General features: G+C 55.1%; 23 protein-coding genes. 12 read left to right on the top strand and 11 right to left on the bottom strand.

The window, feature by feature from the left end:
* Positions 1 to 58: 58 nt before the first annotated feature.
* The 3 genes from ACVBAU_RS09330 to ACVBAU_RS09320 are packed head-to-tail and all read right to left on the bottom strand — an operon-like array spanning position 59 to position 1,266.
* Positions 59 to 346, bottom strand: coding sequence for a hypothetical protein (locus ACVBAU_RS09330; protein ID WP_448325918.1), 288 nt, complete (start codon positions 344 to 346; stop codon positions 59 to 61).
* Positions 347 to 364: 18 nt separating this feature from the next.
* On the bottom strand, positions 365 to 1,018 hold the full coding sequence (locus ACVBAU_RS09325; RefSeq protein WP_448325916.1) for a methyltransferase family protein: 654 nt from the start codon (positions 1,016 to 1,018) through the stop codon (positions 365 to 367).
* Positions 1,015 to 1,266, bottom strand: coding sequence for a DUF2933 domain-containing protein (locus tag ACVBAU_RS09320; RefSeq protein ID WP_448325914.1), 252 nt, complete (start codon positions 1,264 to 1,266; stop codon positions 1,015 to 1,017). Before ACVBAU_RS09320 ends, ACVBAU_RS09325 begins: the two co-directional genes overlap by 4 nt.
* Positions 1,267 to 1,967: 701 nt before the next feature.
* On the opposite strand from ACVBAU_RS09320, the gene ACVBAU_RS09315 reads away from it, so the two are divergent.
* From ACVBAU_RS09315 to ACVBAU_RS09280, 8 genes are all read left to right on the top strand, one after another.
* Positions 1,968 to 2,552 carry an RNA polymerase sigma factor gene (locus ACVBAU_RS09315; protein WP_448325912.1) on the top strand — a complete coding sequence of 195 codons (585 nt, stop codon included), beginning with the start codon at positions 1,968 to 1,970 and terminating at the stop codon, positions 2,550 to 2,552.
* 201 nt (positions 2,553 to 2,753) lie between these two features.
* The gene (locus tag ACVBAU_RS09310; RefSeq protein WP_448325910.1) at positions 2,754 to 3,677 is read left to right on the top strand and encodes a heparin lyase I family protein; all 924 of its coding nucleotides are present in this window, start codon (positions 2,754 to 2,756) and stop codon (positions 3,675 to 3,677) included.
* 431 nt (positions 3,678 to 4,108) lie between these two features.
* Positions 4,109 to 4,411 carry a DUF5676 family membrane protein gene (locus ACVBAU_RS09305; protein WP_448325908.1) on the top strand — a complete coding sequence of 101 codons (303 nt, stop codon included), beginning with the start codon at positions 4,109 to 4,111 and terminating at the stop codon, positions 4,409 to 4,411.
* Positions 4,408 to 6,234 carry a DUF3141 domain-containing protein gene (locus tag ACVBAU_RS09300; protein WP_448325907.1) on the top strand — a complete coding sequence of 609 codons (1,827 nt, stop codon included), beginning with the start codon at positions 4,408 to 4,410 and terminating at the stop codon, positions 6,232 to 6,234. Before ACVBAU_RS09305 ends, ACVBAU_RS09300 begins: the two co-directional genes overlap by 4 nt.
* 122 nt (positions 6,235 to 6,356) lie before the next feature.
* Positions 6,357 to 7,553, top strand: coding sequence for an acetate/propionate family kinase (locus tag ACVBAU_RS09295; RefSeq protein WP_448325905.1), 1,197 nt, complete (start codon positions 6,357 to 6,359; stop codon positions 7,551 to 7,553).
* Between the two features lie 3 nt (positions 7,554 to 7,556).
* A complete protein-coding gene (locus tag ACVBAU_RS09290; protein ID WP_448325903.1) occupies positions 7,557 to 8,621 on the top strand; it encodes a bifunctional enoyl-CoA hydratase/phosphate acetyltransferase in 1,065 nt (354 codons plus the stop codon).
* On the top strand, positions 8,618 to 9,430 hold the full coding sequence (gene fabI / locus ACVBAU_RS09285) for an enoyl-ACP reductase FabI (RefSeq protein WP_448328957.1): 813 nt from the start codon (positions 8,618 to 8,620) through the stop codon (positions 9,428 to 9,430). Before ACVBAU_RS09290 ends, fabI begins: the two co-directional genes overlap by 4 nt.
* Positions 9,431 to 9,473: 43 nt before the next feature.
* Positions 9,474 to 11,879 (top strand): copper-transporting P-type ATPase, encoded by a 2,406-nt coding sequence (locus tag ACVBAU_RS09280; protein WP_448325902.1) that lies wholly within the window; start codon positions 9,474 to 9,476, stop codon positions 11,877 to 11,879.
* Positions 11,880 to 11,991: 112 nt separating this feature from the next.
* On the opposite strand, the gene ACVBAU_RS09275 is transcribed toward ACVBAU_RS09280, so the two are convergent.
* The 5 genes from ACVBAU_RS09275 to ACVBAU_RS09255 form a co-directional block, all read right to left on the bottom strand.
* Positions 11,992 to 12,867 carry a patatin-like phospholipase family protein gene (locus ACVBAU_RS09275; protein WP_448325900.1) on the bottom strand — a complete coding sequence of 292 codons (876 nt, stop codon included), beginning with the start codon at positions 12,865 to 12,867 and terminating at the stop codon, positions 11,992 to 11,994.
* Positions 12,868 to 13,138: 271 nt separating this feature from the next.
* Positions 13,139 to 14,041 carry a DMT family transporter gene (locus ACVBAU_RS09270; RefSeq protein ID WP_448325898.1) on the bottom strand — a complete coding sequence of 301 codons (903 nt, stop codon included), beginning with the start codon at positions 14,039 to 14,041 and terminating at the stop codon, positions 13,139 to 13,141.
* A gap of 57 nt (positions 14,042 to 14,098) precedes the next feature.
* A complete protein-coding gene (locus tag ACVBAU_RS09265) occupies positions 14,099 to 14,356 on the bottom strand; it encodes a hypothetical protein (protein ID WP_448325896.1) in 258 nt (85 codons plus the stop codon).
* A gap of 755 nt (positions 14,357 to 15,111) precedes the next feature.
* Entirely contained in the window at positions 15,112 to 15,420 is a 309-nt protein-coding gene (locus ACVBAU_RS09260; RefSeq protein WP_448325894.1) for a hypothetical protein, read from the bottom strand.
* Positions 15,421 to 15,587: 167 nt separating this feature from the next.
* The gene (locus tag ACVBAU_RS09255; RefSeq protein ID WP_448325893.1) at positions 15,588 to 16,217 is read right to left on the bottom strand and encodes an RNA polymerase sigma factor; all 630 of its coding nucleotides are present in this window, start codon (positions 16,215 to 16,217) and stop codon (positions 15,588 to 15,590) included.
* A 491-nt stretch (positions 16,218 to 16,708) separates the two neighbouring features.
* On the opposite strand from ACVBAU_RS09255, the gene ACVBAU_RS09250 reads away from it, so the two are divergent.
* The 3 genes from ACVBAU_RS09250 (at position 16,709) to petA (ending at position 18,819) form a co-directional block, all read left to right on the top strand.
* Positions 16,709 to 17,305 (top strand): hypothetical protein, encoded by a 597-nt coding sequence (locus tag ACVBAU_RS09250; protein WP_448325891.1) that lies wholly within the window; start codon positions 16,709 to 16,711, stop codon positions 17,303 to 17,305.
* A gap of 210 nt (positions 17,306 to 17,515) precedes the next feature.
* Positions 17,516 to 18,208, top strand: a complete 693-nt coding sequence (locus ACVBAU_RS09245) for a CBS domain-containing protein (RefSeq protein WP_448325889.1) — start codon at positions 17,516 to 17,518, stop codon at positions 18,206 to 18,208.
* A gap of 41 nt (positions 18,209 to 18,249) precedes the next feature.
* Positions 18,250 to 18,819, top strand: a complete 570-nt coding sequence (petA, locus tag ACVBAU_RS09240; RefSeq protein ID WP_448325887.1) for a ubiquinol-cytochrome c reductase iron-sulfur subunit — start codon at positions 18,250 to 18,252, stop codon at positions 18,817 to 18,819.
* Between the two features lie 302 nt (positions 18,820 to 19,121).
* On the opposite strand, the gene ACVBAU_RS09235 is transcribed toward petA, so the two are convergent.
* Together ACVBAU_RS09235 and ACVBAU_RS09230 are read right to left on the bottom strand one after the other, a co-directional pair.
* Positions 19,122 to 19,661, bottom strand: a complete 540-nt coding sequence (locus ACVBAU_RS09235) for a TlpA family protein disulfide reductase (RefSeq protein WP_448325884.1) — start codon at positions 19,659 to 19,661, stop codon at positions 19,122 to 19,124.
* Complete coding sequence (locus tag ACVBAU_RS09230; RefSeq protein WP_448325882.1) at positions 19,658 to 20,443, bottom strand: sialidase family protein; 786 nt, start codon at positions 20,441 to 20,443, stop codon at positions 19,658 to 19,660. The genes ACVBAU_RS09235 and ACVBAU_RS09230 overlap by 4 nt, the downstream gene beginning before the upstream one ends.
* A gap of 221 nt (positions 20,444 to 20,664) precedes the next feature.
* Here ACVBAU_RS09230 and ACVBAU_RS09225 point away from each other — a divergent pair.
* Positions 20,665 to 21,752, top strand: a protein-coding gene (locus tag ACVBAU_RS09225; protein ID WP_448325853.1) for an IS3 family transposase whose coding sequence is annotated in 2 segments (ribosomal slippage) — positions 20,665 to 20,926 and positions 20,926 to 21,752 — 1,089 coding nt in all. Because the reading frame shifts where the segments join, the coding sequence is not laid out codon by codon here.
* A gap of 530 nt (positions 21,753 to 22,282) precedes the next feature.
* Here the strand turns inward: ACVBAU_RS09225 and ACVBAU_RS09220 are convergent.
* Positions 22,283 to 22,738, bottom strand: a complete 456-nt coding sequence (locus tag ACVBAU_RS09220) for a hypothetical protein (protein ID WP_448325880.1) — start codon at positions 22,736 to 22,738, stop codon at positions 22,283 to 22,285.
* Positions 22,739 to 22,801: the final 63 nt, after the last annotated feature.

The raw sequence follows: 22,801 nt of genomic DNA, 5'->3' as shown, positions 1-22,801 counted from the left end.
ATCACGATCCGACGAACCACCGGAAGGAGCAGTTTCGTGCCGGTTTTGCCATTGGGGTTCAAGTTGCTTCCGATCTGCGCCTGTTTTGGCGTTTCAAACGGCTCTTCGGGGCCAACAGAACATCGATGAAACCTTGCGAATTGGCTTCAACCGTCTTGTATGCAACTGCCACGGCGACTTCTCGCCCGACCGCTTCGTTCATCTCGCGGTCATATTGACCTGCCGGAATGATCCAGGTCAGAGCGGCCAAAAGAACGATGAGCAGGAGCAAGATCGTGTAGGCGGTTGGAAACCGGGAGGCGAGCTTTTCGGCCTGAGTATCTGTCTTGGCTGGTTCGGTTGTCAAGGTTCTGTCCTTTTTCGATCAATGTGCTCGCCGAGGGCTTGACCGTAGCGCCGGAAAAAAGGCTGGAACGTGTCGGGCATAACCCTCGAAGACCGCACCGAACCGTTCTCGTGTTTCGCGCTCCTCCGTGCGCGCCAGACGGGCGTACATCCAGATCAGAAACGGATACATCGCCAAGGTCAAAAGCGTCGGCCATTGCACCAAGAACCCGGTCAGGACCAAGACGAAGCCCGCATATTGCGGATGCCGCATCCGGGCATAGAGTCCGGTAGTGGCAAGCTCACCTTTGCGCTGCGCGGCGTACAAAACCGGCCATGCAGCGGAAATCATCCAAAAGCCGCCACCGATCAGCACAAAGCTGAGCATATGGAACGGTCCGAAATGCGGGTTGGCCTGCCAACCGAACATCATTTCGGGCAAGTGTCCCGCATCATGCGCGAACCAGTCGACCCCAGGATAGTTGGTCTGCAACCAGCCCGACAGCAGATAGATGGTCAGCGGAAAGCCATACATTTCGGAGAACAGCGCCACCAGAAAGGCGCTGAACGCGCCAAAGCTGCGCCAGTCGCGCGAGGTCTGCGGTTTGAAAAAGCTGAAGGCAAAGATGATGAAGATTGCGGCGTTGAGGGCGGCAAAGAGCCAAAGACCATATGAGGAGGCAACGTCGTTCACGACTTGTCCCCTCCGTGCCCGCCATGACCTCCGCCCCCGTGGCCACCATGCATGAAAAAGTGCATTACGATGCAGGCAAGCAACAAGACGGCTATCAGGCCATTACCCGCGAAGATATGAATGCGGTGTTCAAAACCGAGCAGTATTGCAGCAACAGCAAGAAAAACGATCAGCCCGACCCCTGTGCGTGATTTCCAGAAACCAGGCGCTGGTGCTGGGTCGTTCTTTCGTTGGTCATGGTCTGTCATTGCAGATGCGTCCCATTTTTGTGCGCAGACAAGTCCGCCTTATCCGCTTCTGTTTTGGTTAGACGCGGGCTGAACCCAAACCTTACAGAATACCCGAATTGCCAAGTTCCGATACGCCTTCGAGATGTCACAACCATTTCATCGAAAGATTTGGGGGCCCCTCGGGCTGACGAACATACATTGTGACTAATCCAAATCAGGACACCGCCTGTGTCATACCCTTATCTTTGAGCCTGAGAACTTTATTTGGGATGGCCTGATGAACAGACGTGCACAGCGGCCTACTTCGAAATGCGACGCGACACTGCGGGTAGCAGTTGCCCTTCTATTGGCTGTGTTCGTCTTTGTTTCTTTTGCACATTGGCCAGGCTCGGCGGCAGAAGACGAATTTACCACGCATACTGACGTTGCTGCTGCGCAGCCTGACCTAGGCGTCATTCGTCATTCCTCGAACGGTGCCCACTGCCGTGTCTTGGATGTTGCGGTCACACGAACGTTGAAATTTCCCTCGCCATTTCCGCTTCTGCCCAGTTCCGAAATTTGGCGAACAGAGACTACAATTGCCACTCCGAATGGCCACATATTCCAACTATTTCGCCCACCGAAGGCTGTGCCAGAGCAAGCCTGATTGGGGCGGAGCGGCGCAATACGACGGCACTCTACTCCTTCGTAGTTCAAACTTTCCGAATACGGAGATTCACATGCTTACCCAGAACCATGGCCCGGACCGGGCTCGAAAATCGCTGTCCGACTGCAACTTCGTCAACCAGCGCTTGCTAGAGAGGAGAAGCGCATTTCTGGCGTATTTCCGACATAAACTTGGCAACCCGCAAGATGCGGAGGATGCGTTTCAGGATTTTAACTTCAAAGTCATCCGATCCGCACGATCGTTGCAAAACACCGAGAAGACCGATGCCTGGCTTGGCCGCACAATGCGCAACACGCTGATTGACCATTATCGCCGACGCGCGACAAGAAAACATGCTGAAACAGCATATGCACAAGAAGTTAAGATCACCGCGAACGTAGTCGAACTGAGCCAGACCGAGACACCGTGCAAATGCCTCGGCGCGGCCCTATTAAATCTGAAACCCGCATATGCCACCCTCCTGCAACGTGCCGATCTGGCCGAAGAACCGCGCGATCGCATCGCGGTCGATCTTGGTGTCACGGCCAATAGTCTAAATGTGCGACTGCATCGGGCTCGTCAGGCGCTGAAAGCCACGCTTGAAAAATCGTGCCCAGCCTGTCGTGCCGGAACTTTCATGGATTGTGAGTTCAAATGACCCCGAAAACGTACAGACTGAGCTGCTGCCAGTGTCCACGCAACCGGCAGCAGCTCACAAAGACCATTTTGCCTTGAAGTACTACTAATCTGTTCAATTTTTGCTGACATCAAAAGGATGTCAAACTCACTTTGACATGATTATTTAGAAACTGCTTGCGTGATTGAGAAACGAAGCTCACGCAGACGGATCGGGAAAGGAATGATGTTAAAAACACGCGTTTCTGACAGTGGAACACCTTGTCGTACTCTTGCGCTCTTGGTCTTGTTGACTCTCGTCATTTCGACAAGCGCGCGTGCTGACGTCGTTTATGATGGCTTCGAATCGAAAATTCTCAAAGCTGACATTTGGTCAGTACAGCAAGCTTCTCCTGCCAGCTATTGGCTGGAAAACGGACAATTCAGGAACGGCAAACAGTCATTGGCCTTTGGCACTAGAGTCCAGGATCTATCCTGCGACAATTACTGTCAACGTACGGAAGTACGCCTGGCCAAAAAATACCGCATTCCGTTTGGGACCGACGCCTGGTACAGCTTCAGCTTCTTCCTGACATCGGAAACGCCCATTCGCGAAAACACGCGGTGGGTGTCGGGACAGTGGAAACAGGAAGGCAGCGGAAGCCCGTTTCTGGCACAACGCTTTGAACATGGTGTATTTCACATCACCGTTCAGGACGGTAATTGCCGTGTGCTTGTTGCGCAATCGTCGTTACAAAACTTGCCGATCCCGAGTACGGCGCATTCGGAACATCAAGCTGACGAGCTTTCCGATGCGAGCGCACTAAGTCATTCCGTTCTGCCAGAAAAATTCCAACATAATTGTAGCACTGACGTAAAAGTCCAGCAATCGGCCGATCCAACACTACCTGAACCGCTCGGCAGTTGGATAGACATGAAATACCGGGTTCGCGCAGGACTTTACGGTACGGGCCTCATAGAGATATGGGCCAATGGCAAGTTCATCGCCACGGTTACTGGCTCTATCGGGTACCCCATAGAGTCAGGAGCAACACAGTACTTCAAGTTCGGAATTTATCGCGATGTAATGCAAGGCGATGGCGCGGTCTATTTTGACAATTTCCGACGGGAAAGCATCACACCTGAAAATGCGCTGAGCAACAAGTGACTAAAACTTTGGACCCCTCAAAATCGCAGTACCGTTTGTGTTCTGTGCATTTTGACCGCAGCAGTTCCAAGACTATTGGACCATCCTGCTGCGGCCAAAATAACCCGAGGACTAATTCGATGCATATTTGATCAGGCTCTGGCCCTCACGTGCTTGAAAATCTTTGTATCAGTGAACAAGCACAATGCGCCGCTCGTCATATCGAGAGGTATCATCTCTGACATCCAGTTCACTATCCTGACGCATAGCTGTGTCAATCCGGTTGGGTGTTGTCCAAAAAAGAGACAACCGGTGAGCGACTTCTCTCCCATATCTGCAGGCTTTTCACTTTCGGCCAAAATAATAGTGCTGGGATTGTAAGGCCCACCTGCATCGCGCGTCTCCATAGACAGAAGTTCTACGAAGCAGACTTACAAGTTGGAGACCAGAATATGACGCAGGACCATGAATTCACCGGTTCGATGGGAGTTACCGTTGGGCGGCTTTCGATCTATGCGATTGGGATGAGCACCGGGATATTCCTCGCGATATCCTTCGTCTTGTGCGTCGGCTTCGGCCTGATCTTTCCCACGATGACGATGTATCAAGCCTGGCTCCCGCTGCTTCCGGGCTTTGCGTGGATAAGTATGTCTAGCTTTGTCATCGGTCTGGTCGAGGCCTTCGCCTATGGCTGGTTTATCGCGGTCCTCTTCGTACCGCTGTTCAATTACTTCTCCGAAAGGGCTGCCAAATGAGTGATGTTCACCACATGCTCGCTGCGAAACCGAAAGCTCCGACCATGGACAAGCTACCGGTCGTCTCTCCGACAACGCCGGTGGCATCGCCAGTTTCCTACCCGCAGGATCTGTGGGAACGTTCAATCCTGTTCTTTGACACTCTGCGGCAGCGCGCCGACAACATGCGCGACCATGAACGGGCCGGAATGCCGCCGTTGCTGGATTTCAAGTACGAGACTGTGTTGGATGCCCGCCGGTTTGACACTCCGGCGAACTATGCCCTGCTGAAAATCACCGAAATCGACGACGAATGTCTTGTCGACTGTCTCGATCCCGAAAAACCGCCGGTGATCGTCATTGATCCGCGCGCCGGGCATGGCCCCGGGATTGGCGGGTTCAAGCGCGACAGCGAGGTCGGAATGGCGATGCACGAGGGCAATCCTGTCTATTTCGTCGTGTTTTTTTCCGAACCAATGCCCGGACAGACATTGGCGGATGTGCTGCACGCTTTACGCCGCTTCGTTGAGGAAGTCGCTGTGCTTCACCCGGGAAAACCGCCTGTACTCTATGGCAACTGTCAGGCGGGCTGGGCAGTAACGCTGCTGGCCGCCGATTGCGAAGGTTTGGCGGGGCCGGTGGTTCTGAACGGCTCGCCGCTGTCGTATTGGGCAGGCGAAGACGGCGTGAACCCGATGCGTATTTCCGGTGGCCTGCTGGGCGGGGCCTGGCTGACGCACCTGATGGGCGATCTGGGCGACGGAAGGTTCGACGGTGCATGGCTTGCGAAGAATTTCGAAAGCCTGCAGCCGGAAAAGGCGATCTGGGAAAAGCACGCCAATCTTTTGACGAATATCGACACCGAAGCCGACCGCTTTCTGGAATTTGAACGCTGGTGGGGAGGCTATTACGCGCTCAGCAGCCCCGAAATGATGTCGATCGTCAAAAACCTGTTCATCGGCAACAAGCTGGAGAAGGGCACGATGGAAATCGACGACGACTGCGCGGTGGATTTGCGGCAGATCACCAACCCGATCATCGTCTTTGCGTCTTTTGGCGACAATATCACGCCGCCTGCGCAAGCGCTCGGGTGGGTCGCCGAAGTCTATACCGACACTGCTGACCTGATCGCCTCCGGGCAGCGCATCGTTTATCTGACCAACCCGCATGTCGGGCACCTGGGTATTTTCGTCTCGGCCAGCGTGGCCAAGCTGGAACACAGGGCCATCCTGGAAAGCCTGGACGAGATCGAGGCGCTTGAGCCCGGTCTGTATGAGATGAAGATCGAAAACCCCACAGGCGATCCCGATTGCCACAAGGCCGATCTGATCGTGACCTACGAGCCGCGCGAGGTATCAGATCTAAAGGCGGATTATCCGCGCGAAGCTTTCGAAAAGGTAGCCGAGGTCTCGACGACGCTGGACAGCTTCTACAGCGCCTTCGTCAGCCCATGGGTGCGAGCGATGACCACGCCAGCCAGTGCCAAGTTGCTGAAATCACTGCATCCGATGCGGACAAGCCGGTACATGTTTTCCGAGGCGTATAATCCATGGATGCGCGGTGTGCGGATGATGGCAGACTCCCTGCGCGACACCCGCCAGCCTCTGCCCGCCGATCATCCGGGTATCGTCGCGGAACGCAAGGCGATGTCTGATGTCGGGCAGATGATAAAGGGCGCGCGCGAACGCCGTGACGCAAACCATGAGCAAGTCTTCCGGCTGCTCTATGGCGGCTACCCCAAACCTGCCCCCCTGGCCCCGTCTGTGTCAGGTGAAGTCAAATCAAAGGTCAGCCCGGCCAAATCCAATCCAGCCAAAGGAAAACGCCATGCTGTCGGGAAGTGAGGTTGTATTGAGCGACTTCATCGACAGTAGCTTGACGGCCAAGTCGCTGTTCTCGCATCTGCGCGAACAACCAACCGTTCCGGCTGTCAGGATGCTTCTGACCAATCAGAAGGTTCGCCTAGATGCCAGATAGCGCCTTGCTGACACTCAACGCCGGCTCATCCAGTCTGAAGTTCGCGATCTTAACCAATAGCGAACCGCCTCGCCGACTTTGGTCGGGCGCGATCGAGCGCATCGGGCTGCCCGGTGCCCGGTTTCGACTTTCAGACGCCCGCGACACGGTAGTCCGCGAGGCAACCGGGAACTTCGACGACCATGAGACCGCTCTGAAACGGCTGTTACTCGCCACTGAACATGAAGCAAGCGACGTCAAATTGGTTGCCGTCGGTCACCGGATTGCGCATGGCGGACCGGATTGCGACTGTCCCGAACAGGTGACGCCCGCGCTAAGGGCGCAATTGCAACAGCTGACGGTGCTTGCCCCGCTGCATCTTCCTGCCAACCTTGCCGGGATCGATGCGGTGCGGATCGCGCGACCCGATCTTACTCAGATTGCCTGCTTTGACACGTCTTTCCATCATGACCTGCCGCACATTGCCCGCCTGTCGGGCTTGCCTCGAACGCTTCAAGATGGAGGGCTGCGCCGCTACGGTTTCCACGGGCTGTCTTACGAATACATCGTCAAGGCGCTGCGCGACGCGGGTGTCGCTGTTGATGCCGAACGGATCGTCGTGGCTCATCTTGGCAACGGTGCGTCGATGTGTGCGATCCGCGATGGAAAGAGCCTCGAGACGACGATGGGGTTTTCGACAATCGCCGGGTTGCCGATGGGTACGAGGTCAGGCGATGTTGACCCCGGCCTGCTGTTACACCTTCTGATCGAGAAAGGTATGACGCCACAGGCGGTTTCGCAGATGCTCTACGCCGAAAGCGGTCTTCTTGGCCTGTCCGGCATCAGCCGCAACATGCAGGAATTGCTGCAACGCCCTGATGACGCGGCAACAGAGGCGGTGGCGTATTTCTGCTACCATGCCCGGCGGCATCTTGCGGGCCTGACAGCGGCTTTGGGTGGGATCGACCGTTTGGTGTTTACCGGCGGCATCGGTGCCAATGCGCCGCAGGTCAGGGCGGGCATTTGTAGCGGGCTGGGTTATCTCGGCATCGTATTGGACAAAACCGCAAACCTTAGCGGCGATCCGGTGATTTCGACCGGGTCAGCGGGCGTTGCGGTCGAGGTGCGTCAGACCGATGAAGAGGCGATGATCGCAGGTCATGTCCACGACTTCATGGCCAGCCAACCGATGGCGCGGGAGGCGTGAACAATGAACGATAACCTCGCGCCATTCGATGACCTGACGCGCGCGGCCTGCAAGGCAGGCCCGGTCCGGGTCGCGGTGGCCGACGCCGCTCAGAAAGTGGTGATGGAAACACTGCGCGATGCCGAACGAGTTGGTCTGGCGACACCGCTACTTGTCGGTGACCCAAACGCAATCCGCACGATCGCCGCCGATCTAGGCTGGACGGTTGGGCAGGACGCGATCATCGCCGTGGCCGACGATGCCGAAGCGGCCGCCCGCGTGGTCGCACTGGTACGGACGGGCAAGGCGGATGTGGTGATGAAGGGTAACCTGCACACCGACATCTTCATGCGCGCACTTCTCGAAAAGGATCTTGGACTTCGGCTTCCGGGGCAGCGTGTCAGTCATGTTTACGTGGTGACGCTCCCTGGTCATGAGCGACTGCTCGGTATCACCGACGCCGCAATCAACATTGCGCCCAATCTGGCCGCCAAAGCGCAGATCTGCCAGAATGCGGTCGATCTGTTTCGTATGTTGGGGGTGGTGAGACCAAAGGTTGCAGTGTTGTCGGCGGTAGAGACAGTGACGGCCGACATCGCCTCGACACTGGATGCCGCCTGTCTCACTTTGATGTCCCGACGCGGCCAGATCACCGGGGCCGAGGTGGATGGACCGCTGGCGCTCGACAATGCCATATCGGCGCGTGCCGCGACCGAAAAAGGTATCCTGTCTGATGTGGCAGGCTCTGCTGATATCTTGCTGGTGCCCGATCTCGTCTCGGGCAATATCCTGGCCAAGTCGCTGGAATACTTGGCCGGAGGCGTTGCGGCGGGGATTGCTATCGGATTGGCAGCACCGGTCGTGCTGACCTCGCGCGCTGATCCGGCACCGGCAAGACTCGCGGCCCTGGCGATTGCCGCCCTGATGCACCACCGCAGACCCAAGGTTGAACCGCGAGCAAGTCCTGCCGAAAGTAGCATTGCCGCCGCACCGCAGCCGGAAGCTGCATGCTGTCCCCTGCCCGCCGTAACAAACCTTCAACCCTGTCCGGTCGGCACGCCGCCGCAAGTTCGGGAAGCCGCGCAATGACCACTTGCGACAAACCCTTGAATCCGGCGGAAGCTCTCGACCTTTCAGGAAAGAAGGGCCTTGTCGTGGGTATCGCCAATGAACACAGCCTCGCCTGGGCCGCCGCACAGCATTTTCACGCCGCCGGGGCCGAGTTGGCCCTGACTTATTTCAACGACAAAGCCCGGACCTATGTCGAACCGGTGGCAAAGCGTGTCGCCGCAACGATTTTTCTGTCCTGCGATGTGACGCAGGAGGGGTCGTTGGAAGCGGTTTTCGCGACCATCGAAAAAACTTGGGGCCGTCTCGACTTCCTCCTCCACTCGATAGCCTGGGCACCGGCAGAGGATCTGCACGGCCGCCTGATAGACAGTTCGGGTGCAGGGTTCGCCCAATCAATGCTGGTCTCGTGCCATTCGTTCATCCGGATGGCCAAATTGGCCGAGCCGCTCATGACGCAAGGTGGCAGCCTGACTACGCTCAGTTTTCTGGGTGCCGAAAAGGTTGTGGACCACTACAATGTCATGGGACCGGTCAAGGCAGCCCTTGAATCATCGGTGCGTTATCTTGCGCACGAACTTGGCCCAAAAGCGATCCGGGTCAACGCGATTTCTGCAGGCGCAATACGGACGCGCGCGTCGTCCGGCATCGAGCATTTCGACGAATTGATCGATGAAACCGTCGCCAAAGCGCCCTTGCGGCGGACAGTGACACCGGATGAGGTTGGCCGCGCCGCGCTGCTTCTAGCCAGCGACTACACGACCGGCACGACAGGCGAAGTTCTGCACGTGGACGCAGGGTTCAATGTAGCCGGCATGGTGTTTCACTAGACCCAAAGCTGAAATCTCAAAGAGATGAAAAGGAGACATAAAAATGACTAAGGAACGACTTAATTTGGTGTCTGGTGGTCAGGACAGACCAACAGTCACAGTCCCGGATCAATCCGATGACACAGTGCCAACAGGGTTTTCCGGGACAGTCTACACCTGTCAAATGCACCCGGAGGTCCGCCGTACCGAGGCGGGCGACTGCCCCAAATGCAAAATGCACCTTGTCCCGGAGGGCGAAAGTCGCGGTCATTCCGGTCACGCCCACGGCCATACCGCAGCGGCCCCGGTTAAAGGTGGTAAATACGATACCGTTCCGTCCGGCTTTACCGGGCCTGTTTATACCTGCCCGATGCACGCCGAAGTGCGAAGCACCAAACCCGAAGCCTGTCCGATCTGCGGCATGGGGCTGCAAATGGAGGCCGGTTCAACCGGCGATCAGGGAGCGAACCCCGAACTCGTAGATTTCACGCGCCGGTTCTGGTTTGGTGCCGTACTCACTGTGCCTCTTTTGGTACTCTCGATGGGGCCATTCGTTGGCTTCACTTGGTTCATGGAAACCTTCGGCGAACGCACTTCATTGTGGCTTGAGCTGATAATCGGCACTCCAATAATTCTTTGGTCAGGATGGCCCTTTTTCGTTCGCGGCTTCAATTCGTTCCGCACAATGAATCTTAACATGTTCAGTCTGATCGGTATGGGCGTTTCGGCAGCCTACATCTTCAGTATCGTCGCTGTGCTGGCTCCCGGAATCTTTCCTGATGGATTCCGCGACGAAAGTGGCAACGTTGGTGTCTACTTCGAGGCCGCCGCGGTCATAGTTGTGTTGGTACTGTTGGGCCAAGTAATGGAACTGCGCGCCCGCGAGGGCACCGGCAGAGCGATCCGAGCGTTGTTGGACATGGCTGCCAAGACCGCGCGGGTGATCAGGGCCGACGACAGCGAAGAAGAGATTCCGCTGGAAGATGTGCAGGTTGGCGATCATTTGCGGGTACGTCCGGGCGACAAGGTGCCGGTTGATGGCGAGGTGATCGAAGGCCGGTCATCGATAGATGAAAGCATGATCTCGGGAGAACCTGTGCCGGTTGAGAAAGTCGCGGGCGACAAGGTGACAGGGGCCACGATCAACGGCACCGGCAGTCTGGTGATGACGGCCACCAGAGTCGGTGCCGACACGATGCTGAGTCAGATCGTCGAGATGGTGGCCAATGCCCAGAAAAGCCGTGCACCGATCCAGAAATTCGCCGACATGGTGGCGGGCAAGTTTGTGCCTGCGGTGATCGGCATCGCAATCCTTTCGTTCATTTCCTGGGCGATCTGGGGACCGGCACCAGCCTTGGCCTACGCGCTAGTTTCGGCTGTAGCCGTACTGATCATCGCCTGTCCCTGTGCACTGGGTTTAGCGACGCCGATGTCGATCATGACGGCAACCGGACGGGGCGCGCAGATGGGCGTGCTCATCAAGAACGCCGAGTCCCTAGAACGGTTTGCAAAGGTCGACACGCTGATCGTTGATAAGACCGGCACCCTCACCGAAGGCAAACCCAAACTGGTCGCAGTACTGCCCGAAACAGGCCATAACGAGGCAGAAGTGTTGCGTCTGGCTGCCACGCTCGAAAAGGGATCGGAACACCCCTTGGCCGATGCAATCGTACGCGGTGCCGAAGAACGTGGCGTGAGCCTCGGCAAGGCCGACGACTTCGAGGCTGTTACCGGCATGGGGGTTAAAGGTGTTGTCGATGGCAAAGCTGTGGCGCTTGGTAATGCTAAGCTGATGCAGCAACTTGGTCTTGACGGTGGCGATTTGATCAAGACCGCCGATGCACGTCGTGACGATGGTGAGACGGTGATGTTCGTGGTGCTTGATGGTACCATCGCAGGGTTGGTCAGCGTTGCAGATCCGGTCAAGGAAACCACACCGGGCGCTTTGAAGGCGCTTCACGATTTGGGGTTCCGTATCATAATGGCAACCGGTGACAACGAACGCACTGCGCGGGCGGTGGCCGGTCGGCTCGGTATCGACGAGATACGCGCCGATGTGATGCCCGAAGACAAGGCCCGCATCATTAAGGAGTTGCAGGCAGAGGGCCATAAGGTGGCAATGGCAGGCGACGGCGTCAATGATGCCCCTGCCCTAGCTCAAGCAGATGTCGGGATTGCAATGGGCACGGGTGCCGACGTAGCGATCGAAAGTGCAGGTTTCACCTTGGTCAAGGGGGATCTGAACGGCATCGTGCGGGCGCGCAAACTGTCAACAGGCACGATGGCAAACATAAAGCAAAACTTGTTCTTTGCGCTGATCTACAATGCAGCGGGCGTACCGATCGCTGCAGGCATTCTCTACCCCTTTACAGGCATCTTGATCGGTCCGATATTCGCGGCCTTTGCGATGAGCGCCTCATCGCTGTCTGTGGTGCTGAACGCATTACGTTTGCGACGGCTCAAGATCTAGCTACCACTCGGTCCGAACTGCCACGTGGGTAGTTTGGACTATAACAATTCGGGTGTGCTGCATCTATTCAGGAAATGCGGCATCCCTAACTTTGGGAGCGGTTGGGCATATTTCAAACGTCCTGAAGGAGTAGAGATCTGAATTGAACACCCGAGCGGCGCACAGCCATCACACCTGAAGCGATGCAATGGCGCTTGGAGCGAAACTCCAGTGTTCCTATACTGTTACGAAATTTTGGCCTGATAACCATATCGGCCTGGCTAAACCGCAACCGGGCGTGTTCATTCTGGCAAATTTCAACAGATCTTAACATCGCCTGAACCCAGTTGCGTGGTGCGACCTTGGTTTCTGGCTGACTTGGATCAACGGCGATCACCACATCAACGCCCGTGCTCCGCGCCACATCAATGGGTGCGATGTCCGCATATACGCCATCCATCAGGACATGCGGGCCATCAATCAGCGGGGGTAGGATACCTGCAAGGGCGGCACTAGCATAGACGTAGTCAGCGGCAGACCCCCTGCTATGCACAACCCGTTCGCCTGACAGCACATCAGTAGCGCAGGCAAAGAAGGGAATGCGCCCTTCCTCTAAGTTTTTACCCTTTGTCAAAGAGGAAAGCACGCCCCGCCCCCAACTCTCGGTGCGTGCTCCGGCGCCCCAGCCAAAATACATGTCGCGCGCTGCGAGCAGCGCAATTGTGAGGCCCCTCACTCTTTCGGTAAGGCGCTGGCCCTGAAAATTCGGCGTCGACGGGAAACCGCTGGTATCCATTTCGACCAGATCCCGGTACCAGTTCGGGTTCAGCGCATAGGTTGCGCCGACCACAGCCCCCTTCGACACGCCGACTATTGCATTTGGGAAATGGCCCCAACTGTTCAGCGCCTTCAGAACCCCAACATGTGAAAGCCCTCTTCCCCCACCACCGCTGAAAACGAGGGCGAAGGACTTGTGCTGAACACTCGTCTGGGTGCTAGCGTCCGTCACTTTCCAGCCTTCAGTTTCGGCGCTCGACAGCCGGAACGCCGTGTCGGTCTGAGGCAAACTGCACACGGCGGGACAATGCGCGGGTCTTCTGATTGCACCAGCGACTGGAAATTTTCGCTGGAAAGGCTACAGACAAGTATAGTGAGATCCAGTTGGTTGTGGCCTGACCGCCGTCCTTTAAGGAGCCTCTTGCCCCAGGGCGGGGAATGGACCGCGCGACGAGCACTGATGTTCACAAGTTGACCACTTTGATCTGAACAAGGTCGCCGCATCACAGTGTAGCGCCGACAGGTTTGGGTTGTGCAATGCCCTTTTGAGTTACCATCGTGACCCCAACAAGGGCGAGGGTGACGCCCATCATTTCTGGCCAGCCTAGAGATTCGCCATAGAATAACATGCCCATAGTCAGCCCGAACACCGGCACCAGAAAGCTGTATGCATTGGCCTTGCTCAGCGGCACTTCGACAAGAACCGACAGCCAGATTACATAGACTAGCGCAGACCCGAACAGTGCCAATCCAATCAATGCGAAAAAGAAACCGGGGGACCACTGGACCAGACTGAAGTCTTCGGTCACCGCGGCAATAATCGCCAGTGGGATACTACCGATCAGCAATTGCAGACCGATGGCCATCAGCGGATCAACCGTATCCGCAATCCGTTTGAGCATCACATTGCTGATGGTAATGCCGAGAGCAGCCAGAACGATGTACGCAACCCCGATTATATAACTCTCCTGGCCACCTGAAAATAACCGCGGGGCAGCGATGACGACGATTCCCAGAAACCCGAGGCCGAGGCCCAATTTTCCCCAAACCGTTAAGCGCTCACCTAGGACGACACTGGCAAGGCCCGCAGCCAACAAGGGCTGGGTGTTTGCGATAACTGTGGCAATCCCTGGCGAAACAAATTCGGCCGCATGGAACATGCCAAAATATCCCAGGCTGGTGGCCCCTAAACCTATGATCGCGAGGCTCATCCAAGTCTTCCGGCCACTTGGAAACGGGCGGCGCAGAACCAGCGCGAGCCCCAACAGAGTTATCCCAGCCATCATTGCCCGCATCGTCGCGAACGTCAGATGCGGAGCATAGGCAATGCCAATCGTTATCAACGGATAACAGCTCGCCCAAAGGAACATCACGAGGATGATCTTTGCAGTTGTCAGAATGCTCAAGAGTTCAACAATTCATTGTCCTTTAGCCCCAGGATTGGCGCGCATATTCTGTTTGATCTATACGTTAATGAACCGCTTTTTCGATTGATTCTGAACCGCCTTCTCCAGCGGCCTGAGTGTCAGGATGACGAAGCGACATAGATGCTCACGCGCTTCGCGCAATCGTATCTCAACGTCGGTCACGGTCCGCCCGGTTTCCCGCGCTATGTGCTCAACAGTTTGACCAGTCAGGTCGGCTCGCGACAAGATATCTGCGTCGTCCGCATCCAGAAAACCCAGCAGCGTTGCGGTCATTTCGTCAATCAGTGCGAACAATTCCCTATCGTCGATGTTCTTTAGATCAGGCCAGCGTGACCAATAGGATGGCGTTTTTGCGTTATTCGCATATGCATCTCGGCGATTTTCATACCTCATGTCTGTGCCTCCGATCTCAAATGCTGCATTGAAAATACAGACGCATTGGGTCACGCATGCTTACATCCGCCGGCCTGCGTCGTCCGAGATCGGAGCCAAACCGTTCTCTGGGAGTGCGAAACAACCTAGCTAGACAAAGGTGCCGCGCCGCGATCAGTACAGCGGAGCCCCGATCAGGCCGATTATAAGGGCAATCCTTCTGATGTGCCGGGTGGTTTGCCGCCATCGCTTTCATCAGCTCTCAACGCGACAATTTCGAAACGCCGGTGGCTCACGCTGGACGCAAATATGAGTAGGCCGGATGCAAAGGCGAATAGGATGAGTGTCATAGTTATTTCTCCTCATAGGACGAAACCCGGCGACACACGCCGGGATGTGACGGATCAGTGTGTGCCACAGCACCCGTCAGTTCGGGTATCGATGGCACTGCTTTTTTCAACTCTAGTTGCGACAGGCGCGTCACCACTGAGCGGTTGTGCCGCAGTAGCCTCTTGCTTCTCGGAAGAGGATCCGCAACAGCAGCCTTTTGACTGTTGATCAGACGTTGTCCCGAGCGGGTTATTCTTTGACGGCATTTTCGTTTTCTCCATTAGTAAGTGTCTCGTTGAAGGTATAGACGCCCGAAGCGACCTAACATTACGCTGGAACAAAGAACGTCAGAGTTTCGCTCGGTTCGACAGATCGCAATCGCACCCGGCCAAGCCGTGTTCCGGGCAGATCCGAGACATCTCTGCGAACCGCTCCTTCAGTGCCTGACGCGCACAACCTAGTTGATCGGCTATCGCGCTTGCGCTGAGCCCCAGGCTGGGTGCGACGTCCTCGGGCCGCTCTCCATCGACATCGACGCGTTGAAGAATGTTTGCCTGTTCAGTTGGAAGCGTGGACAGGAACATATCGATACAATCACATATCAATTCGTCGAGTTCAGGGTCACTCGCCGGATCAGAGATAGTCGGACGTTTCACGAACTCATTCCTTGATGGGCGTCGAACTGTTGCGCACGGCGACAGTCCAAATTGAGTTCCACCGATTGCACGGCGGCATTTTCAGGGATATTTGACTCTGATCTGTCACTGGCACTTCCCATAATCTCCACCCTTCCAGATCAGAAGACGTGCTACAGACGCGGCCATTACACCAGCGTCGGTATTTCAGACCGACGAATTGTCGACAAAGGCTGCTTGCCAGGAGAATGGTCGCAGTCACAAATCATGAAGTCGCCATTCCCACAGACCGGGCAGACCTCCGCTATTTTTCCTTTCAGCGCGGTTCTGGAGCGATGAATTCGAACTCCCAAAGAGTTCAAGCTCAGCCCCAGGTCAGTTGCGACTGACTTCCGCGACTCATCTTTCAAATCGATCCGAGTCAACAAGTCGGCCTGAGATCTCTTAAGCATCTTCATCGCGGCAACGATGCAGGTGCAGGCGGGGTCATCAAGGTCTGTTGCTTCTTGCTGGAATACTTTGGTCTCGATCGCATAGGCTTCTGCGCCACGATTTCGCGTCGCTTGCCGTCGGTAGTGATCAGTCAGAGTGTGCTTCAATGTGATGCCGAGCCAAGCATCAAGGCGCTCATGATTCTGAATCTGTGAATGGTGGCGCAGCACCTTGACGCAGAAGTCTTGAAGAACATCCTCGGCATCTTGTGGCCTGCTCAGTCGTCGACGAAGGAAGCCAAGGAACCGATTGCGGGATTTAACGAGTTTTGCCTCAACGTCGCGGCGCGAAACTGTTGTCGCGCGATTGTTTTGTTCAGTGAACATTTTTGATCCTTTCACGTGATGTTGTGCAGCACCGGAAACCGATGCCGGCAGTCAGATCTGTGAAAGGATTCGTGGCGGTTGGAATGGTAGGCGTATTACTTCAGATGGATTGAAGTGTGGTTCGGTCGAGGGTTCTGATGTGTCCACGACACCCAGTAGTACTAGGCCTCTGCTCGGAATAATCACGGCAAGACAGCTATGGCCAAAATGGCAACTGGTATCAGAAGTAGTTTGCCCTAATTGAGCGCCTACAATTCCTGCTTCGGTGATCAATTCGTTGGCGGACTGCTCCGGCAGAGTGCCATGATCATTCCCAAGATCCACAGTTAGCACCGCGAAAAGAAGCGCCAAGATTGCTGCGGTAACAGTTACCGCGTGCGCCCAGCCGATCCACTTTGCTAGCTTTAGTCTGAACATACGCCTAATTTCCCCGAATCCGGTCCATTCCTTGTAGGCTTCCCTTTCATTGCTCGCCTTGACTTAGATCAATCTTGGGCATCACGTTGGGCGCAGCTTACAAAAAGTGCGATCAACGCTCTGGTTTGCAATATCGTGCGAAGGCAACCGAATTGGCACAATGGCTTGTACTTAAAAAGTTAAGTAGGATTACGATGTTATCGCCTTTTGCACGTTTTCGCCGACTACCTCCGGAGTTTGATCTTCTGGTATTGTCGTTCCTTGGGCACTTTGCGTGGGAAATACTCCAAGCCCCCTTGTTCTCAAGCTTGAGTCAGACGGATCACATTGCCGGTATATACATTTGTCTGAAGGCGACGATGGGCGATCTGGCAATCGCACTTGCGGCGTTCTGGTGCGCGGCCGTCCTGGGCCGAAGTCGCAAGTGGTTCATACACCCTAGCAGGCGTGCTCTGGCTGTATTTTTTGCGGTAGGGCTGCTGCTGACCATCGGTTTGGAGTTCGTCCACACCGAGATCACGGGCCGTTGGGCCTACGACGGGCTAATGCCGCTCCTACCGGTAGTTGGCACCGGTCTGACCCCGATCCTGCAATGGATTTTTGTACCGCTGTTGGTTCTGTGGTACCTGCGCAGACTGGATGCAAATATCTGTGCTTCACGGCGTTCTTAGTCGCTATTTACTGGATTGTCGGGCAGACGGAGCAACAGCTCGCGGCGCTCAACAAACTCCCGGTTACCCCTCAAATTGTTTCAAGAGCCCGTCGCTGTAATGTTCATCCATGTCCTGCGTCAATAAATTCAGAGACCACGAAAAGTATTGGCAGAAGCAGCCATTGATCTCGCGGGGTCTTCGGACAACCGAGCATGAGGAGAATCCAAAATGAACGCTTTTGATGTCATGACCAAAAATGTTGTGACTGCAAACCCAGAGACAACCGTGAAGCAAGCGGCTGAACTCATGTCGCAGCACCGAATAAGTGCGGTTCCTGTTCTCGACAAAGACGGTGCACTAGCAGGCATCGTGAGTGAGGGGGATTTGATGCGCCGTGTGGAAGGGGCTCATGAACAGACCCGATCCTGGTGGCTATCGCTCTTTTCCGGGGACCAAAATAGTGCAAAAGGCTTCGTGCTCGACCACGGTAGGTATCTCAAAGACATCATGACCACCGATGTCACCATCGTCACACCGGAAGTTCCCGTCGGCCAGATCGCCAGATTGCTCGAAGAGAAGCACATCAAGCGGGTTCCGGTTTTGGAAAATGGGGAGATTGTCGGGATTGTGAGCCGTGCCAATCTGTTGCAGGCAATGGCTGCGCAACCCGTCGTTCACGTTGAATCAGAAGCAACCGACAACGAAAAGCGCAACATTGTCTTGGGAGCGCTGGCACAGGTGCCCGGGTTGAATCCGGTCCACCTGAATGTGGTTGTCGCAGACAATCGCGTCGACGTCTGGGGCATTGTCAATTCCAACGATGAAGAAAACGCGGCCAAAGTTGCGTTGGAAGCGATTGACGGTCTGGGCGATATATCGGTGCAACTGGGTCGGATCCCAAACTACGCCTGGGGTATCTAGGTAAATGGCTGATCCGAAATACCCTATGTGTGGAAAATGACATGACAGATCATAATTCTACCGCCGATCCACTTCCACCGAATCCCGAGAAACCCTCGGAAACTCCGCGGCGTGACTTTCTTTATTATGCTACCGCTGGCGCAGGGGCTGTCGGAGCTGGTGCTGCCATATGGCCTCTGATCAATTCGATGAACCCGAGCGCGGATGTCACGGCGTTGTCATCAATTCGGGTTGATATAGAAGGCGTGCAGGCTGGCTCTCGCATCACTGTAAAGTGGCGCGGAAAACCTGTCTTCATTGACCGACGTACCCAAGAAGAGATCGCGCTTGCGAAAGCCGACGACGGAGCTGACCTTATTGACCCCGCGCTTGATGCGGATCGCGCAGAGCGGCCAGAATGGTTGATCGTTATCGGAGTCTGTACCCATCTAGGGTGCATTCCGCTTGGCCAAGACGGCGGTGAACCACGAGGGGATTGGAAAGGCTGGTTCTGCCCTTGCCACGGCTCACATTATGATACCGCGGGACGCATTCGCAAAGGCCCTGCCCCGCGGAACCTTGATCTCCCGCCATATACTTTCCTCACGGAGACGATTCTTCGAATTGGATAATAACTGCTGTCCACCAACACTGTTCTGGATGTCCCAAAGTTCAATCTCTTACTTTCCCGTAAACCATGTTGGTTTTCATGCCAGCAGCGGTCCGATTTGATCCAAATATGTAGATTCAAACTGTGCGAACTCGCAGGGTCGATCATAGTCGTCGAACGCCACGAAGCCGTCGCGCAATGTGTGCATCCTCGCTTCTCGCGATTGTCGCAACACCCGTTTGACGTGGACGGTGATCAACATTTTTAGACGAATGTCAGAGCACAGCTTGTTAAACGCTAGTCAATGCTAAAGATTTGGCATTATCACTCCGGGCTAGCTAGCTGTCCTTGGAAAAAGGTCAGAGCTGACGTGCTGTCCCAGTCTGCCGGGCCAGGTTTGCGACCTATTTCGCGCCCTTCAGGATCGATCAGAAGGGTTGTCGGCATCGCAAAAATTCCAAGCTTGCGCATGGCTGATCCGGTTTGGTCTATGAATATGCTGTCCTCATCGAGACCAAGTTCTTGATAAAGGCGGAGCACGCTGGCGCGCTTTCCGGCATCGGTTGAAAGGGCAACGACCTGGAATTGTTGTCCCCCAAGTTTTTGCTGCAAACCCTGCAAGTCTGGGAGCTCCTTGCGACATGGCGGACACCACGTTGCCCAGACGTTTAGGAGAAGGTATTTCCCTTCAAAATCTTCAAGCGTAAACTGTTGCTCTTCCAAATCTTCGAACGTGATTTCTGGGATTTCTTTCGGTATCGAATGAATGCCGAAAACGAACCTTTTTCCCTCTGCGAATGTTGTTCCCGGCAACAGTGCAAGCAACATCACGACGGGCAAAAAACGTTTTGTGAATTGTTTCATTTCAACTCCTCCGCTCTTGCCAACACCGTGCGTATCGTCGTCCCGCCTCTGGGTTGCGTGGCAGACGGTTTGGTGGGTTCTGTCCAGGCGATGAACACCCCCTCCTTGCCAAGTGTCATTCTGGGGAAACCGACCGTTCTCCCGCCTGGGCTGATCGCCACGACTTCGGGGCGCAGGCAACCTTCTTGCGGATTGACGGCGCAGATCAGAATTGCTTCACCCTGTGCTGTTTGTTTGACCCAAGTCACCAGCGCAGAGCCATCTTTCAATTGTAAGACATCAACCCTACCGGACGGTGCACTGGTGTCGATTTCCAGCGCTTCTCCGAACGTCACGCCGTCATCACTTGAAAACGCGACTTTGACTTTGGGAAGGTCATTCGCCGCCGTGAACCAAGCCACAACAGACCCTTCATTTGCCGCATCAATCGCCGGGCCATTCACAGGGCAACCTTCGATGTTCCAGCCGTCTCCGCTTACCGGTTTCGGGGTGGACCATCCCTGACGGGTTTGGCGCACAATTGAAATGTCTCGAATTTCTTCGAGCGACCGGTCTCGGTAGACGACAAGAACATCCCCGTTGTCCGTGACAACGGCCGCAGTCTGACAGCACGTGCAGGTACGCGCGTCGAGCAATGTATCTTTGCCCATGCTGCCATCGGCCGAGAATTTGCGCAAACGCAGTTGCATGGCATTTTTTGCAATATCTTGCGACGCGTAGGTGTCATAACTCTGCCCGTCCAACCAGATCACCAAAAATCCACCGTCATCGTTTGGCAGCATTGTCGCGAAACCGTGTTGGCGTTGTGAACGGTCGTCAAAAGTTGCATTTTTTGAAAGATTATCCGCGTGTATCCCGTCGCGACTTTTGAGTCAGAGCGACACTTTTGCTTAGCGAGATTTTTCGGTTCGTCGTAGTCCTCAAAGTGGTCCGGTAATCCCCCCTAAAATTAGTGGTGTTCAAAAGTAGAATTTTCTCGGCAAGATATCTGAGGAGATTTACGATGAAGAACGGACGATTTAGCGATGCGCAGATCATGGCTGTGTTGAAGCAGGCGGAGGGCGGTGTGCCGGTCTCTGAGCTTTGCCGGGAGCACGGGATGAGCAGTGCCAGCTTTTACAAATGGCGGGCTAAATTTGGCGGTATGGACGCGTCGCTCATCGCAGAGATGAAGGACATGGCCGAGCAGAATCGCCGCCTCAAGAAGATGTATGCGGAGATGAGCATGCAGAATGAGTTGCTCAAGGAAGCCCTCGGAAAAAAGTCTTGAGGCCGTCTCATCGACGAGAGATGGCCATGAAGATGGTGGCGGTGCATGGGGTCAGTGTCGCGCTGGCGTGCCGCACGTTCCAGATCAGTGAGACCTGCTATCGCTACAGTCCAACGCTGAGCACCGAGAACGAGGAGATCGCCGATTGGTTGGAACGTCTGACGGCAAACAAGCGCACCTGGGGCTTTGGCCTGTGCTTTCTGTATCTGCGCAACGTGCAGGGCTATTGTTGGAACCATAAACGCGTGTACCGGATTTACTGCGAACTGGAGCTGAATCTACGGATCAAACCCAAGAAACGGCTGAAGCGCGACAAGCCAGAACCGCTGGCTGTGCCTGACAAGCCAAATGAGACGTGGTCGATGGATTTTATGGCCGATCAGCTCTCTGACGGCCGGTCGATCCGGACACTGAACGTCCTGGATGACTTCAATCGCGAGGGCCTTTGCATCGAAGTCGACTTCTCATTGCCAGCCGAGCGCGTGGTGCGGAGTCTGAACCAGATCATCGAATGGCGTGGAAAACCCAAGGCTATTCGTATTGATAATGGACCCGAATATGTCAGTGGAAAGCTCATGGAATGGGCAGAAAAACAAGGCGTTAGGCTGGAATACATCCAACCCGGAAAGCCCCAACAGAACGCCTATATCGAACGCTACAACCGCACGGTTCGCGGCGAATGGCTCAGCCAGTACATCTTTGAAACCATCGAGGAGGCACAGGATCAGGCCACGGAATGGCTCTGGACTTACAACAACGAACGACCCAACATGGGCATCGGCGGCATAACACCCGCAATGAAACTGAAAACAGCCGCCTGAATTCTACCGCTGGACCTCATTAAAAATGGGGGGATTACCTTATCAGCTGCGGACCCGTCAGATCGATATTCATCAAGAGCATCAAGGTACGCCCGCTCGAAAAATTTTGTTTCTGCCGGCGAATTTACTAAGGATCTGACATTGATCTTTATTGAATCGGCGTCCTGAGCTTCTTGTCTCAAAACAGCAGATTTTCCCATCCCAGGTTCGCCGATCAATACGACCCGGCTGAAGCGTCGAAGGTCACTAACAGTACGAATTAGATGAGCGCCTTTGTTGACACCCTCAACGATACTTACTCTGCGATCTAACGCGACTTGAGATGTCTTGATATTCAAAGATCGATTCCCTCGAGGTTTTCTACGATCTACATTAGCTTTCCCTCTTGAATAAACCCAGTTCCAGGACCCTAATAGCGCCGGAATTGCTTGGGAGGTATTACAAGGTGGTGAATACCTTCGAGCGTAGCCTCCCTCTGCTGCCGCCCAGCAAGGGGACAGTGAGAGAATGGCAGCTAAGGGCCGTTTATTTTAGGACTTAATGACTTCAACACCATAGGCTTCGAGCTTAAATTGAGCGGCTTGCACGGCTTCTGCAGGAAACCTCTCGGCAAATTCGACCACGACGTATTCCCCAGTGAATTTAGCTGCGTCGGCAGCTACCAAGGCCTCGAAACCAGGAGTTACTTTTGGATCAAGTGCCCAATCCGTCAAGGTTTGTAGAGCCCCCTTGGCCGCGATTTTTCGACGGGTGTAGCTGGCCTGTTGTTTGCGACCGTGCTTCTCTCTAAGGGTTTCCTCATAAGCGGTTACCGCCTGCCACAATCGTCGTTCGATAGGGTCACCGTAGTCACAGCCAGATAGCTCATAAATGCGAATTCTACACGCATTTGCTATATCTTCTCGCTTCAAGCGAACTGCGTTCGTCAGAAGCCTGCGAACGGCTTCGACATCTCTCATTGCATTTGGATTTGGATCTTCAGCCACAGAGTGATCCCCTTTGAACACTTTCCACGATAAAAAAGTTTGCCCTAAAACCAGCGCTGGGTA

Source organism: Sulfitobacter sp. M13 (genome assembly GCF_053474885.1).
The sequence above is the reverse complement of the archived record's forward strand: the minus strand, read 5'-3'. Positions and strand labels throughout refer to the sequence as shown.